This window comes from Gardnerella coleohominis, assembly GCF_002896555.1.
GTDB lineage: Bacteria > Actinomycetota > Actinomycetes > Actinomycetales > Bifidobacteriaceae > Bifidobacterium > Bifidobacterium vaginale_F.
The window spans coordinates 94,909-110,416 of sequence record NZ_MNLH01000002.1; the positions used below are offsets into that span (position 1 = coordinate 94,909).

A 15,508-nucleotide genomic window follows, 5' to 3' on the forward strand; every position below is an offset into this window, starting at 1 on the left:
GTGATTATGAAATCTAATAATAATCTTAGGGCTCACGAGCAGGGCAATAGTTGGAATTTTGGCCGCATAGTCGGTCAGATAGTGCTCGTTTTTGCTGCATTAAGTATTGCTGTTCCAACTATATGGGTATTTATTGCATCGTTTAAAGATAAAAGCGAGTTTTATGGAAGTCCTTGGACTTTACCAAAAGGTTTCCATTGGCAGAATTATGTTGATGCTTTCGTAGATGCTCATTTAGGCCAATACTTCGGAACTTCGGTAATAGTAACTGTGCTATCAATGATTTTAGTTTTGGTTATTGGCTTGCCATGCTCGTACGCTTTGGCTAGATTTGAGTTTCCTGGACGAAGGTTGCTTAAACTCGCTGTTCAATGCGGACTGTTTATTAATGCAAATTATATTATTGTTCCAATCTTCTTGATGTTTGTTGGAGCAGACAAAATTGTTATGGAATTTTTGCCAGAAGGCATTTTTGTAAATAATATATTTGTGTTGTCGCTTGTTTACGCAGTTATGTCATTGCCTTTCACAATATTCCTTTTGCAAGATTATTTTGCGTCAATTCCTAAAGCATATGAAGAAGCTGCAATGATTGATGGCGCATCGCAATTTAAGATTATGGTTCGAGTGTTCTTCCCTATGGCTAAGCCTGCAATCGCGATGTCTATGCTTTTCAACTTCTTAAGCTATTGGAATGATTATATTATTTCCATGACTTTGATGCCTGGCGAAAATCATACTGTTCAAGTTGGCTTACTAAATCTTATGCAAACGCAAAAGGCGGCTACAAATTATGGTCGTTTATATGCTGGCATGGTTATTGTTATGGTCCCTGTTCTTATATTCTATGCAATCGTGCAAAAGCGTTTGCTTGAAACCTCAAATATGGGAGGTATCAAATGAGTGAGAAATTAATTAAAGCATTAAGTGTCTTCTTCAAATTAGTACTTTATTTGGCTTTTGTTGTGCTGACAATTGTGGGTGCAAGTAAAACAAGCTTATTTAATCTCGGATTGGAGTTAATTGGCTTGATTGGTGTTATTTGCATGCTTTGGTGGTACAACTTGCGCAATAAGTAGTAAGTAACAGATAAATAATTGATAACAGTTGATACTACTCGATAATTAATCGATAAGTACTCAATAAGTATTCAATAATTAAGTATTCAATAATTAAGTATTCAATAATTACATAGCATTGACTTGCAGTGTGTACGTTCTGAATATTTGGATTTGTATTTATACGAATATGAATATTTAGCTAACGTGCATTGCAAGTCAATGTTTTTTTTGGGGGGGGGGTATAACCCGGGATAACCCCGTTTTGATTTATGCGTGTGTAATAAGTTTTTTGGGAAATAATCCGAACAACCCCTAAATAACCCGTAATCAAGGCATAAAAAAGTGCCCCCTGTGGGACTCGAACCCACAACCCAAGACTTAAAAGGACTCTGCTCTGCCAATTGAGCTAAAGGGGCAACAGCTGATAAGTATACTACATTCAAACGACTATGTGAATGCAATGTGTTGCGCGTGTTGATTACTAACAGTTAGGCTCAAGTTTTGTTAAACACTCAAGCCTTTTAAATCGCTCGCACTTTTTAAAAAGCTGCTATTTAATTATTCAAATTATTTTAATTATTCAAATTCGTCTGATTTGTCTAATTACTTTAAGGAATCTAACTTTTCCTTAATCTGCACAGCAGAAGGCTCAACCATAAATGAGTTATCTGGGAAAATTACTACAGGTATATGTTTTTGTCCGCTAATTTCTACAGCTTTTTCTGCGGCACCTTCCTCGGATTCAATGTCATGCCATATAAATGCAGCTCCGTATCTGTTAAGTGCAGCTTTGGCTCTAATGCAATCTCCACACCAATCGGCTCCATATACGTGAATGCTTGCGCTATTGATTGCATTATTGTTTGCGTTTTCCTGCTCTGCGTTTTCAGTAGATTCAGTGTAAGAATTCATGATCCTTCTTTTCTTTATTTATTTTCGGATTTATAGGTAACTTATTCGATATTACGACAACATAAATAAATTACTTATCTTCACTTATTTAATCAAGTTTAAGTAAATTTAATTTAGTCTATATAAGTCTGATTGAGTTCATTTAAGTTTGATTGAGCATCAGAATCGTAAATAATAGACAGCAGATTTATGTGATAAATAATTGTTTATGCCAGTAATTTCATTGTTCAAAATGTGAAAAAGTAATAAAAAAACTTATATATTATATTGTTCATGTACTTTGAGTTTCATATGCTTGATGTATGTTTAACTTGTTTAGTTTATTTAGCGTTTTCGACTCGGAAAATTTTTTTGCGTATTCCGTTGTTGCTGTTGTTCTTATCGTAATTTGTTATAGCTTTGTTCGATTCTTTAAGAATAAAAATAAAAAAAATGAAGAGAATAAAGATAATAATATTGAAGAAGCTGTCAGAAAAGAATCTTTAGAAGGTGCGTCTGAGGAGCGTGCGTCTGAGAAGGCTGCGTCTGAGAAGGCTGCGTCTGATAAACCAAAAGCTGATCAGCCCGAATCTGAGATTAAGGCAGATTTAGTTTCTGAGCCAGAGATTGAGCGTGAATCAGAGCCTGAGTCGCAGGTAGCTTTGGAGCCTGAGATTGAGGAAGTGAAGCCTGAGCCAGAGCCAGAACCAGAGTCTGAGCCTGAGCCAGAGCCAGAACCAGAGTCTGAGCCAGAGCCAGAACCAGAACCAGTTTCTGAGCCTGAGGCAGCTTTAGATTCTGAATCTGGTCTTGAGCAAAATACGAAAGAAGCTGAACCAGAGCAGGTCCAAGAGTCTAAGCCTATTAATCTTCCTGAATCTACTCCTTCTCGTTTAGAGCGTTTGCGCGCGCGATTATCTAAGAGTGCAAATCCTTTTGGCAAGGCACTATTTGCGATTCTAACTAAGGATCGTATTTCGCAATCAGATTGGGAAGAAGTTGAAGATACGCTTCTTCTGGCTGATGTCGGCACTCAAGCAAGTGAAGAGCTTGTTGAATCTTTACGTAAAGACGCTCGTATTACCGGTGTTTCAACTTCTAATGAAGTGCATGATGCTTTGCGAGCTAAGCTTTTAGAGCTTGTTGGTGAGCATACGGATCGAAGTTTAAATATTGATAAGCCTAGTGCTCATCACCCAAGCGTAATCATGACGGTTGGAGTGAATGGAACAGGTAAAACAACAACTGTTGGCAAGTTAGCTAGGTTGTTTGTATCCAAAAATCGTTCTGTCATGCTTGCAGCTGCTGACACATTCCGTGCGGCCGCTGCAGATCAGCTTTCAACATGGGCTGCTTCTGTTAATGTCCCAGTGGTACGTTCCGCTAAAGATGGAGCAGATCCAGCTTCTGTGGCATTTGATGCGGCTGAGCAGGCGAGTAAAACAAACGTTGATGCGTTAATAGTAGATACTGCTGGACGTTTACAAAATAAGTCCAATTTAATGGATGAGCTAGGTAAGATTCGCAGAGTTATAGAAAAAACTATGCCTGTTGATGAAGTATTGCTTGTGCTTGATGCAACTACTGGTCAAAACGGAATGGCTCAAGCAAAAGTATTCGCTGAAGCTATTGGCATAACAGGTGTAGTTTTAACTAAACTTGACGGATCAGCTAAAGGTGGAATCGTAATTTCTGTTCAACGAGAATTAGGCGTTCCGGTAAAACTTGTTGGATTGGGAGAAGGACCAGATGATTTAGCTCCATTTGAACCAGAAAGTTTCGTAGACGGAATACTTTCATGAAATTACAGTAATTTGCAAGATTTTGCATAAATTTATTGTCAATTTTCTTGGAACGATAAAAATTGTATATCGCTTTGCAGGTACAATAAATAAGGTATAAGAAAGTCAACAAAAGTAAGTCAACAAGAGTAAGTTGCATAATCGTGAACGTTTGAGGTGATGTATATGGATCCACAGTGGGCATTACTTGCTGCAGCTTTAGTGTTTATTATTACTCCTGGTATTGCACTATTTTATGGAGGTCGCGAGCGCGCAACTTCCATGGTTAATATGATGATGCTTTCCGCGGGCGCTATTGCTGTAACAACTATTGTATGGACGTTATGGGGGTGGTCTCTTGCGTTTGCTGGGAAAGATATGGCAGGTGGAATTTTCGGTGATCCTATGAGCGGATTGTTATTCCGGGATTCCATGGTTCCAGATAAGGGAATGTTTACATCCGTATATAAGAATTTAGGTGTATCGGCTGAGCTTCCTGCTGCTTTTAGATTAGCGTGCGCAATTGTTGCAGTATCTTTAATTACAGGTGCGCTAGCAGGTCGCGTTCGTTACGCTATTTGGCTGATTTTCGTTGCTTTCTGGATTACCCTGGTTTTTGCTCCAATCAGTCATATGGTTTATGGAGGCGGTTTGCTTTCTCCTAACGGTGCTATTGCGCAGGCAATAGGGGTTTCGCCTCGTGATTTTGCAGGTGGTTCTGTGCTAAACATTACAGCCGCTATTTCTGCGTTAGCTATAGTATTTGTTATTGGAGGGCATGCTAAATTCCCACTTAAGAAGCCATTAACGAATCTTATTTCTCAAGCTAAAGGCGTGTTTAATAATTCTCGCGCTGGCATGAAATCTAATTCTGTAAGCGATTCTAAGAATTCAAATAAGGGAAAATTAGAGCGAGCTTTATGGGAAGATGTTGCTCGTTCTAGCGGTAATAATACGACTGTTGAAAATTCATCACAAGAATTAATGAGTAGTGATGCTTCTTCAGCTAGTATTCGACATCCACATAACGTTCCTTTTGTTATGCTTGGTATTTTCATTATTTGGTTCGGTTGGCTGGGTCTCATGATTGGCTCGTCTACAAATCTTCCTTTTGTAGCCGCTTACGCTTGGGTTTCTTCTACTATCACAGCTTCTGCGTCTATGCTTGCTTGGGGCGTCACTGAGCGTTTGCGTTATGGTCGTTTCACTGGACTTGGTGCAGCGTCTGGAGTTATGGCAGGTTTGGCTGCAAGCTCTGCTGCGGCAAATGTAATTTCACCTTTATGCGCGCTAATTCTTGGAGTTGTTGTTGGTGTAGTTACATCGCTTGTTTCTCATTCCAAGACTTTTTCGCGTTACGATGGCGCTTTGCACGTAGTTAGTGTTAACGGTGTTGCTGCTGTTATTGGTTTGATTACAGTAGGTTTATTTGCTGATTGCTATGGGTTATTTATCTCTTGGGATTGGCATCAACTTGTTGCGCAATTATGCTTGATTGGCATTACGATTCTTTACGCTGGCGCTGTAACCGCTGTTGTTGCTTTTGCTCTTGAAAAGCTCTTTGGATGGCGCATTTCTGAAGCTAAAGAACGCAAGGGAGTTGATTTGGCAGATCAAGGCGAAAGAGCTTATGATTTTTCAGCTATTTCTCAAGTGCGTGATGTAGTTACAGCGGAAGCATCTGATGAGTCTGCTGATAAAACTCAAGTAGCAGTATCGGTTCCTGCTGATTTGGCTAACGAGGCTGTTGATGAAGCTAGTGAAGTTAGCGAAACTGGCGCAGCTAGCGGAGTCGATAATCCGGATTCTGTAGCTGCAGAATCTGTAGTTGACGATTCTGTGTCTGCGGAATCTGAAGGTGATGTTGCTAAGTCTGATGTTTCTGGGGGCGATGTTGAAGATTCGGATATTGAAGTAAAAGAATCAGAAACAGATTCTAAAAAAGACGACACTGAATCCGATGATGATTCTGAAAAAGAGTCTGATGAATCTGAATCTGAGGAGTCTGAGACCGATAATGACGAATCTGATAATGAAAGTTCAGATGATAATAAATCGGAATCTAAATCACGAAATACTGATAGCAAAGATTCTGAAAACAATAATTCTCAGAATAATAAAAATACTAGGTATAGGAAGCGCAATAACAAGAGAAATCGATCTGATAATAATTAAAAATATCAAATAATTTAAAATATACATTAAAGCCATCAGCTTCTTTGAAGTTGGTGGCTTTTTGTATATCCACAACACGCACGGAGTTTGTAGTGTGGATAAAAAAACAAAGTTATCCACATTCTAGGCGTGTCTGCGTGGATATCTCGCAATTTTATCCACATGTTGGGGATAAAGGTGTGGATAACCTGCGAATAACTTTTAATTTTAAAAACTCGATTTGTGTTTTAGTAGATTTTGTGTTACTAATCTGCTCTAACTTAAAATTTATAAACAATGCTATAAATAACGCTAATTGCAAGGCTATAGAATAAAACATTATGAAATATCAACAGCAAGAAAATGAGATTGACACAGAGGCATCTAGAGAATCCTCTGAAATTAATCAAGCTAAAGTTAAATTACCTAAAACTAATGAAGAAAATGATGAAGGCATTGCATCTGAAAATAGTACATCTAAAGACAGTGCATTTGATAAGCGCGAAATACTTCATAGCATATGGATTCTTGCTGTTCCTACTTTCGGTCAACTTATTGCTGAACCTGCATTCGTGCTTATTGATACCGCAATCATTGGGCACATTGGTCGTACTGCTCTAGCTGGTCTTTCAATTGGATCAACTGTACTACTAACTATTGCGGGATTATGTTTGTTCCTTGCGTATAACACGACTTCACAAGTTGCTAGGCTGCTTGGATCAGGCAAAAAACGTGAAGGTTTTAGCATTGGAATGGATGGATTATGGTTGGCGCTGTTTTTAGGCGTTGTTCTTACGGCATTATTAATGATTGCAGCAGAACCATTATGCTATGCAATAGGAGCTAGAGGCGAAACATTACAGAATGCTATTGTTTACACACAAACAGTTATGCCCGGATTGCCGGCTATGCTGCTAATCTATGCTGCGAATGGGATTTTTAGAGGTCTTCGTAAAGTGCGGATTACTTTATTCGCAGCAGTAAGTGGAGCTATTGTTAACACTGTTCTTGATTTAATAATGGTATTTGCTTTGAAATGGGGAATTGCTGGGTCTGGAATCGCTACGATGATTGCACAATGGTATATGGGATTAGTGCTAGTTGTCCCAGCTGTATTTTGGGCTGCTAAAAGTGGAGCAAGATTAAAGCCTAATTTCCATCACATACTTCATTCAGCTGGTAGCGGAATGCCATTATTTGTTCGTACTCTTGCGTTACGAGTTTGCATGGTAGCTACAGTAGTTACGGCAACTCGTTTAGGAACAAATACTCTTGCTGCTTATCAAGTTGCTAACTCTTGTTGGAATTTTGTAATGAATATTCTTGATGCAATTGGAATAGCAGCTCAAACTATTGTGGCTACAGCGCTTGGAGCAAATTTGCGTAGGCGTGCAAGAGTAATCACTCGTATGTGCGCTAGCGTGGGAGCTTTAAGCAGTGTAGTTGTTGGAATATTCATGATTGCCATTGGATGGACTTGTGCGCCTTTATTTAGCAATCATCCTTATGTTCAACTTCTTATTTCTGTGAGTATGACAATTCTTGGAATATTCCTTCCATTATCTGGTTGGATGTGGGCTTTAGATGGAGTGCTAATCGGAGCTGGAGATCACAGATATCTTGCAAAAGCGTGCTCAATAATGGCTGTTATTTATATTGCAACTTTAGTATGCACAGGATTAACTGATATTACGTTTGGCGTTAACGATGTTGTAAGAACTATCACATTATGGCTGGCGCTGAACGTTGTGTATATTGGTGGGCGTGCTGTAGGAAATAGCTTGCGTATAGGCACAGATGAATGGATGGAATCTGCTAAGCATATTTAATTGTGAATTTAATTGTGAATTTAGTATAAGAGTTTTATTTATAATCGTTTAACTTTAAAAAGTTAGTATTATTCTTAAAATGGCTTTAACGTTTGTATGTATCGCGTAATACTTGCACACGTTTATACTCGTTTCTATAGGAAATTGTGCGTAGTAATTTTCGCGAGGAATACAGCGGGGAATACGTATTGCACATGAAAATTTAGTGCCAAATAATAGCACTGCGGGGTATGGTAAAACTATGAATCAAGATTCTTCATCATCGGATGCTCGTAGCATATTTGATCGCGTGCCACCGCACGATGTTGATGCAGAAATGGCTGTGCTTGGCGGAATGCTTATGAGCAAAGACGCGATAGGCGAAGTTTCACAAGAGCTTGAAACATCTGATTTTTATTTGCCTCAGCATCAAACTATTTATGATGCAATCATTACGCTTTTTTCTGCTTCTCAGCCTGTAGATTCTGTTCTTGTTGCTAATGAATTGTTAAAAAATGGCAATTTGGAAAAGGTTGGCGGAGCGGATTATTTGCATAGCTTGGTTGCTTCTGTTCCTACAGCTGCGAATGCAACGTATTATGCGGATATAGTTCATCAAAATGCTATTTTGCGTAACGTAATTACAGCCGGTACAAAAATCGCACAAATGGGATATTCTGCAGACGGAGCTGTTGCTGAAGATATTGTTAATCTTGCACAATCTGAAGTATATGAGATGAGTACGGGTAGAGTGCGTCAAGATTACGTGTCAATTGGATCAGTTTTAGAAAGCACATTGAACCAGCTTGACGATATACAAACTAATGGTATATCTCGCGGTATTCCTACAGGTTTTAGAGATATTGATAATGTGACTCAGGGATTGCAGCCTGGTCAAATGATTGTTGTTGCGGGACGTCCTGCTATGGGTAAGTCGACTCTGGGTGTTGATTTTGCACGTTCTGCTGCTTTGCATCATAATATGACTTCTATTATTTTCTCTTTGGAAATGAGCAAAATCGAATTGGCTCAGCGTATTATTGCTGCAGAAACAAATATGCCTTTAACCGCATTACGTCATGCTGAAGAAATTACTCCTGATAGGTGGAATCAGCTAAATACTTTTTGGGATAAGATGAAAGATTCCCCATTATTTATTGACGATAGTCCAAATATGAGTTTGATGGAGATTCGTGCAAAATGCCGTCGTTTAAAGCAAACTCATGATTTGAAATTAGTTGTAATTGACTATTTGCAATTAATGACGTCTGGGAAACGTGTTGAAAGCCGTCAGCAAGAGGTTTCTGATTTTTCGCGCGCGCTAAAGCTTTTAGCAAAAGAGCTTGAAGTTCCAGTTGTGGCGTTAAGCCAGCTGAATCGTGGCCCTGAAATGCGCAATGATAAAAAACCGCAGCTTTCAGATTTGCGAGAATCTGGTTCCATTGAGCAGGATGCTGACGTTGTGTTCTTAGTGCATAGGCCTGATTTCTATAATAAAGACGACCGTCCTGGAGAAGCTGATATTATTATGGCTAAGCATCGAAATGGCCCTACAGACACATTTAAGCTTGCTTTCCGTGGAATTAATTCGAAGTTTGAAGATATGGCTCAAGAGCAGCCACAGGCGGTGTGATTTAAATATGAATAAAAGTCATTCGCGTAAATCTTCTGATCCTGTTACTTACAAAAAGTGTTTCTATGGTTTTGCTATGCCCGCAGTAGGCAAATTCGTTCGTGCTGTTTCCAGAGCGTTGCATCATGGCGGAAGCGCGTTGCCTGGTAAAGTCGTTGAAATGCTGGATTCAGGATTTTTAGCAAGAATCTTAGGGCAACTTCCTTATGGAGTAGTTCTTGTTTCTGGTACAAACGGTAAAACTACTACCACTCGCATGATTACATCTATGCTTAGAGATGCAGGATTACGTGTTTTTACGAATCCTACAGGATCTAATTTTACGCGTGGTGTTGTGGCAGGTCTTGTGCAAGAAATGCCTGCGTTTAGTACGAAGCTTGATGCAGATATTGCAGTTTTGGAGCTTGATGAAGCCTACGCTGTTCATTTTGTTCATCAAATTCGCCCGAGGTATTCACTGTTATTAAATGTTATGAGAGATCAGCTTGATCGTTTTGGAGAAATTGACACTACAGCAAAACTATTGAGCAATGTTTCACGTGCAACAACGAATACTCTTGTGCTTAATCGTGAAGATTCTCGAATTTCTGCGCTCGCAGCGGATGTTCTTCCTTCGTGCAAAGTTAAATATTTTGGATTAGATCCTGAAGTACGAAATATGTTCCCATCCGATGATGATTTGCATAGTGACGATAATCAGGAAAATAATGATAGTCAAAAATATGACGAGAATAATCTACCAAAAGCAGATGTTGTTTTAGCAAGAGTTGGAGATCATGAAGCTGACTTCATAATAGACGGTAAGCGCAAAACTACGTCGTTAAAACTCGATGGCGCATATAATATTTTCAATGCTGCCGCGGCTGCAACAATTGTTAGAGCGATACTAGAAGATGTAGCTGCTAAAAGCGAAAAAGGTTTGAAGCCTGATGACAATTCTTTAATGCATTCGATTTCGCGCGTAACTCCTGCATTTGGACGCGGAGAAGTCATTAAAGTAAATAATGTACCAGTAGAATTAGTTTTAGTGAAAAATCCTATTGGATTCAGGCTTGCGCTAGCTTCAGATCATCCTGAAAAACACAATACAATGATTGCAATTTGCGACGAATACGCTGATGGCCGTGATATGAGTTGGCTATGGGATGTTGATTTTAGCTGCTTGCGCAGAAGTGGCGTGAAATGTGTTTCAGGAACTCGCGCATGGGATATGGCGTTGCGTTTGCAATACGACAAGGTTTCAGCTAATAACGTAAATACAGACTTGGAAGAAGCTGTTCGAGCATTTGTAAACGGCGATTATGGCGATAAGAAGAAAGCCAAGCGAATATATTGCACATACACTGCCATGCTTCGAGTACGCGCTACTTTAGCTCAACTTACTGAAGTTAAAGATGTTGGAGTTGGGCGCTGAAACTCAAAATAATAAACTCAAAATAATAAATAAAAACGGATAAAGTCGAAAACGGATAAAATAAATGAATAAAATCGAAAACGAATAAATAAACGAAAATCAAAAATAGTATTATTTATAAAATATTTAATACGGAAGCGCTTATAGTTTTCGATAAGAAATTTTAAGAAAATAAGGTAAGTGACGTATGGGAAAAACAACAAAATCACGAAAGTCCACGAAAGCATATGCTGCTCGTGTACTTGATATTATGTCGCTGTACCCGAAAGACATGAATATTTACGGCGACTATGGCAATGTGCTTACAATTATGCGCCGAGCGGAATTGTACGGTTACAAGCCTGTGCTTCACGAGTACAATGTTGGCGATGATTGGCCAAAGCGAGTAGATATGATTCTTGGCGGCGGTGGCCAAGATCATGGGCAAAGTAGAGTTACTGAAGATTTATTTGCGCGCGCAGACGCGATTCGTGAGCTTGCAGAAAATGGCGTTCCAATGCTTATGATTTGCGGACTTTACCAGCTTTTTGGAGAGTATTTCGAAACCGTCGAAGGGGAAAAGCTTCAAGGAATTGGAATACTTGACGAGCATACGGTTGGTCAAGACGTGCGCATGATTGGGAATCTTGTGGAACATAGCGACGATTTTGGCGATATTGTGGGCTACGAGAACCATTCTGGACGAACAAGCTTGGAGGGTGATACTCAGCCGCTCGGCTCTGTTGATGGTGAAAATTGCGGAAATAATGGCGAAGATCACACTGAAGGCGCTCGCAAATACAATGTTATCGGCACTTATATGCACGGATCAGTTTTGCCCAAAAATCCACGTTTAGCTGACTTTTTAATTCGTACAGCTGCACAAAATCGTTACGGAGAATTTGCGCCAAAACAGACTAATGCTCAGCGCGCGGAGCTTGAGAAACTAGACGAATTAGCAGATCGCGCTCGCGAAGTTGCCATAACTCGTCCGCGGTAAATGAATATAGGCATATGCATGATTTAGTAAAAATTTGATTGATTATTTTATTTTATGCGCATAATGTGTATAATCTTTTTATGAGATACAAAGAGATTGAAAAACGTCTTAAGAAGGACGGCTGGATACTTTTTGCACAGCGTGGAAGCCATTGTCAATTCGTACATAAAACTAAAACGGGTAAAGTCACAGTACCTAAACATCCAGGTGATATTAACCCGTCGGTTGTTAAGTCAATCTGGCGCCAGGCAGGAATTAGTGAGACAAAGGTGAAATGATGAAATTAGCGTATCCTGTTATTCTTACTCCATATGAAGATAATAGCGGAGGTTTTGTTGCAGAAGTTCCTGATTTGCCAGGGTGTGTAACTGGCGGTAGTAATCTTGCAGAGGCTCTGATTATGGCAGAAGACGCAGCAAGTGGATGGGTTCTTACAGAACTTGAAAGCGGAAAGCCTGCACCAAAAGCTAGTGATATTAGTGATATTGTTGTAGAAAATCCTAATTCAAAGTTATCTATGGTTGCGCTTGATATGGATTCTTATGCTGCAAAATACGGTTCTCAGTCAGTTCGTAAAAATGTTACTCTTCCAGCTTGGCTTGATACTTGGGCACAAAAAGCTGGCATCAGCTACAGTGGGACTTTGCGCGATGCTCTAGAATCTTTATATGCTAAAGGCGCTGTAAATAAAGCCTAGTTATATTATCTGATTTGACGCAATATTGCGCAATGAATTAATGCAAAAGCCTGCTTAAATTGCAAAGTGTTGCAAATCAGCAGGCTATTTTGTAGTTTTTGATTCTAATTTTTGATTCTAGTTTCTATATTCTAGTTTTCGTTTGATTTAGCTAGTGACTATTAGTCAATCAAACCATACAAGCGATCGCCAGCGTCGCCAAGGCCTGGAACGATATAAGCCTTGTCGTTTAAACGCTCATCAACAGCGCAAACAACAACCTTAAAATCAATAGAAGGATCAATTTCCTTCTCCAAGCGCTTCAAACCTTCCGGAGCTGCCAAAATATTAATAGCTGTAACATCTTTAGCTCCACGCTCAGCCAAGTAATGAGTAGCAGCAACTAAAGTGCCACCGGTGGCAAGCATTGGGTCAAGAAGGAAGCACTGACGACCAGTCAAATCTTCTGGCAAACGATTGGCATAAGTTACTATGTCGAGCGTCTGCTCGTCACGCTTCATGCCAAGGAATCCAACCTCAGCGGTTGGAAGAAGACGAGTCATGCCGTCAAGCATACCGAGGCCAGCGCGCAAAACCGGCACAACCATTGGGCGTGGGCGGTTTAAATGCTTGCCAGTCATCTTGCAAATAGGAGTTTCAATCTCGCGATCGCTAACTTCCAAATTGCGGGTTGCTTCGTATGCTTCGAGGGTTACCAATTCGGAAACCAACTCGCGGAAAATGTTAGAAGGTGTATTCTTATCTCGCAAAACGGTGAGCTTGTGGTCCACCAGCGGATGATGTAAAACATGAAGATCCATACCTTCTAGGTTAATGCAAGCATGGCATGTAAAGCTATCGGCGTGCCGTGAGATTTATAACAAAATATAAACAAAATAACAGTTAAAAGGCAGTATTGGCTTCTAATCTCAAATATAAAACGCTGACTTGCGAAAGCGCCTGTCGGCGCAAACGCCGCTCGTAGCGGCAAAAAATGGAGCCCGGGGCTTAAACACAAGCCAGCGTCAACCTCGAGTATACATGTTTTTAATTTTCAGCGCGCCGCATAATTAGAATCCAATTCAAATCACAATCAGAATCCAATTCGAATCCGATTCAAATTGCCAATAATTTACTCAAGTTTCCCTAATCGCCATAATCCTGCGCAATTACGGAAAGTGTATGAAAGTGAATTAAGATTTGCAGAAGTGTGCAAAATATGTGCAATTTTTTCTGTATTAATCGAATTAGAATTTTGCTTATCCAACTTTTTCGCGTAAACGTGCATTCCGCGCGAAATGATAGAAGTAAAAGCTGAAGCGCGATAAAGTGCTACAGCAAAATCACCTGTAAAAGCGCCGGAAAGAATAGAATCTGCAAGTCGCGCAATATCATCTCCCGTAGGAGCTTCATCAATTCCTGTAATAGCTGATGCGCTCGTGGCTTCAGGTTCGCCAAGACGCCAATATTCTGCGTAAATTTCACGATTCTTACGCAAAGAGATGCGCAGTAAATAAAGTCTCCAAAGTATTCCAGGAAGAGATTCAGCTTCTGCATGATTCCACAGATCTGCAATAACTTCAATGCCCTCATTTTCAACTAAATTCAGCACGCGCTCAACGATTTCTGGCGATTGCGTTTTATGTACGCGGTTAAGTAGAACGGCCGCGGAAGTGTGGCTAATCTCATTGACAATCTGCGGATCTGTACCACCTTCTATTTGTGCGAGCATGGCTGGATCCATTTGCGCAGGTCTGCTTGGACGATTTGAACCGTTTGGGCTTGGCATAAAAGCAGATCTGCTTGAATGAATAGAACTTGATTGCGAATTTAAACTAGTAGACACTTGGAAGAACCTTTTCAATATCAATAATGCGAGCGCCTTTAGGAGTATTAATTATATGCAAAACTATTGCGCTTCCGGTAGGCATGTATGGAGATTTTTGGCTGAGTATGCGCTTGTGTGCTCTAGGTTTTGTTATTCCCCGCAAATAATCGAAGAAAGTGCCGATAACCGGTCTGTGCAGGCATATGACAGTTGAGTTTGTATTGTTTGTAACGCTTGCATTTTGTGCATTACGCTCAAGATTTTGTATTTCGTTCACAAGAACAGACAATGTAGATTTTGGTTTTTTCTCGTGATGATCTTCGGTAAGTTCCGCAGCCTGTTCTATAGAAAGCGAAGAATCGTTTGCAAAAGCGTCGAGCGTTTCTAAGCAACGCTTCCAAGGAGACGATATGATTTTATCCGGCGCGTAGCAGGCCAGTTCGCGGCCTAGAGCGTATGAAGCGGCAGCGCCCAGAGGTGTTATTGGCCGAGTCGCTTCGCTTCCTTGCCAAGTTTTTCTAGACTCAGCTTTTCCGTGACGCACTAAAAGCAGTGTGCTATATTCTGATTGACCTTCGTGGAGCTTCTCTAAGAAAGCGTCTAGCACTTCGCGGTCGCTATCGTGCGTAAGCTTTTTTCGCGCTTGTGAAGGAGTAAGCCATAACACATTGCCGATTTCAGTGGGTTTAGCAGGCTTAATTGGTCCGAAAGCGGGAAGACGTTTTGCTGCGGACTGATTGTCTATTAAGCGCATCATCCAGTAGTGGATTCGCTTTATTACTTCCGGTTGGCCATTGCGGTTCTGGCTGCTATTTGACGCGTTGTTTTTGGAGGATTTTTTGCCTTCGTGATCAAGCGGATACTCTATTTTAGCGATATGTGGGCCGAGCGTGACCGAATATCCTGTTTCTTCTCCAACCTCGCGAACTGCAGTGTGACGATGCGATTCGTTTAGCTCGTTTTTGCCTTTTGGCCAGCTCCAATCGTCATATTTAGGACGGTAAACAAGGCAAAGCTCAAAGTCGTCATCGCTAGGCTTTATTGCACTGATTGGCTTAGTTGCACGATTTGACTTGCTTGCATTGCTGCCTGTTTTTGTATTTTCGTCTGCGTTTGAGCTGTTTGTAATATTGCGCTTGCGATAAATAATCCCGCCAGCTGCTTCAACGTATTGCGTCGTTACTGCACTCATATTCACTATTTTAGCGGTTTTCTTTCGCAACTTTTAGTCGTGCCGTAATCTTTTACTTTTGTCACAGTCGTAGCAGCAACAAAAGAGCTGT

General features: G+C 40.3%; 14 protein-coding genes and 1 tRNA gene. 10 read left to right on the top strand and 5 right to left on the bottom strand.

The window, feature by feature from the left end:
* The first annotated feature begins 6 nt into the window (after positions 1-6).
* Together BFS05_RS02165 and BFS05_RS02170 are read left to right on the top strand one after the other, a co-directional pair.
* On the top strand, positions 7-903 hold the full coding sequence (locus BFS05_RS02165) for a carbohydrate ABC transporter permease (RefSeq protein WP_103084600.1): 897 nt from the start codon (positions 7-9) through the stop codon (positions 901-903).
* Positions 900-1,079 (top strand): DUF6903 family protein, encoded by a 180-nt coding sequence (locus BFS05_RS02170; RefSeq protein WP_103084410.1) that lies wholly within the window; start codon positions 900-902, stop codon positions 1,077-1,079. The genes BFS05_RS02165 and BFS05_RS02170 overlap by 4 nt, the downstream gene beginning before the upstream one ends.
* Positions 1,080-1,404: 325 nt before the next feature.
* On the opposite strand, the gene BFS05_RS02175 is transcribed toward BFS05_RS02170, so the two are convergent.
* Positions 1,405-1,477 (bottom strand) — tRNA-Lys (locus BFS05_RS02175).
* 187 nt (positions 1,478-1,664) lie between these two features.
* Positions 1,665-1,973, bottom strand: coding sequence for a mycoredoxin (locus tag BFS05_RS02180; protein ID WP_103084411.1), 309 nt, complete (start codon positions 1,971-1,973; stop codon positions 1,665-1,667).
* Between the two features lie 455 nt (positions 1,974-2,428).
* Between BFS05_RS02180 and ftsY the strand changes: the two genes are divergently transcribed.
* The 8 genes from ftsY to BFS05_RS02220 all read left to right on the top strand — a co-directional run bounded on the left by ftsY (position 2,429) and on the right by BFS05_RS02220 (position 12,418).
* Complete coding sequence (gene ftsY, locus BFS05_RS02185; protein ID WP_374703760.1) at positions 2,429-3,754, top strand: signal recognition particle-docking protein FtsY; 1,326 nt, start codon at positions 2,429-2,431, stop codon at positions 3,752-3,754.
* Between the two features lie 156 nt (positions 3,755-3,910).
* Positions 3,911-5,908, top strand: a complete 1,998-nt coding sequence (locus BFS05_RS02190; protein WP_180978565.1) for an ammonium transporter — start codon at positions 3,911-3,913, stop codon at positions 5,906-5,908.
* A 320-nt stretch (positions 5,909-6,228) separates the two neighbouring features.
* Complete coding sequence (locus BFS05_RS02195; protein WP_103084414.1) at positions 6,229-7,716, top strand: MATE family efflux transporter; 1,488 nt, start codon at positions 6,229-6,231, stop codon at positions 7,714-7,716.
* 241 nt (positions 7,717-7,957) lie between these two features.
* On the top strand, positions 7,958-9,328 hold the full coding sequence (gene dnaB, locus BFS05_RS02200; protein WP_103084415.1) for a replicative DNA helicase: 1,371 nt from the start codon (positions 7,958-7,960) through the stop codon (positions 9,326-9,328).
* Positions 9,329-9,335: 7 nt separating this feature from the next.
* Positions 9,336-10,742 carry a Mur ligase family protein gene (locus BFS05_RS02205; RefSeq protein WP_258004194.1) on the top strand — a complete coding sequence of 469 codons (1,407 nt, stop codon included), beginning with the start codon at positions 9,336-9,338 and terminating at the stop codon, positions 10,740-10,742.
* Positions 10,743-10,929: 187 nt separating this feature from the next.
* Positions 10,930-11,721 carry a type 1 glutamine amidotransferase gene (locus tag BFS05_RS02210; protein ID WP_103084416.1) on the top strand — a complete coding sequence of 264 codons (792 nt, stop codon included), beginning with the start codon at positions 10,930-10,932 and terminating at the stop codon, positions 11,719-11,721.
* 80 nt (positions 11,722-11,801) lie between these two features.
* On the top strand, positions 11,802-11,999 hold the full coding sequence (locus BFS05_RS02215; RefSeq protein ID WP_032841657.1) for a type II toxin-antitoxin system HicA family toxin: 198 nt from the start codon (positions 11,802-11,804) through the stop codon (positions 11,997-11,999).
* Complete coding sequence (locus tag BFS05_RS02220; RefSeq protein WP_103084417.1) at positions 11,999-12,418, top strand: type II toxin-antitoxin system HicB family antitoxin; 420 nt, start codon at positions 11,999-12,001, stop codon at positions 12,416-12,418. The genes BFS05_RS02215 and BFS05_RS02220 overlap by 1 nt, the downstream gene beginning before the upstream one ends.
* Before the next feature lie 161 nt (positions 12,419-12,579).
* On the opposite strand, the gene upp is transcribed toward BFS05_RS02220, so the two are convergent.
* The 3 genes from upp to BFS05_RS02235 all read right to left on the bottom strand — a co-directional run bounded on the left by upp (position 12,580) and on the right by BFS05_RS02235 (position 15,417).
* Entirely contained in the window at positions 12,580-13,218 is a 639-nt protein-coding gene (upp, locus tag BFS05_RS02225) for a uracil phosphoribosyltransferase (RefSeq protein ID WP_103084418.1), read from the bottom strand.
* A gap of 311 nt (positions 13,219-13,529) precedes the next feature.
* The gene (locus BFS05_RS02230) at positions 13,530-14,186 is read right to left on the bottom strand and encodes a thymidine phosphorylase (RefSeq protein ID WP_103084602.1); all 657 of its coding nucleotides are present in this window, start codon (positions 14,184-14,186) and stop codon (positions 13,530-13,532) included.
* Positions 14,187-14,232: 46 nt separating this feature from the next.
* Positions 14,233-15,417 carry an NUDIX hydrolase gene (locus BFS05_RS02235; protein ID WP_180978566.1) on the bottom strand — a complete coding sequence of 395 codons (1,185 nt, stop codon included), beginning with the start codon at positions 15,415-15,417 and terminating at the stop codon, positions 14,233-14,235.
* Positions 15,418-15,508 lie beyond the last annotated feature (91 nt).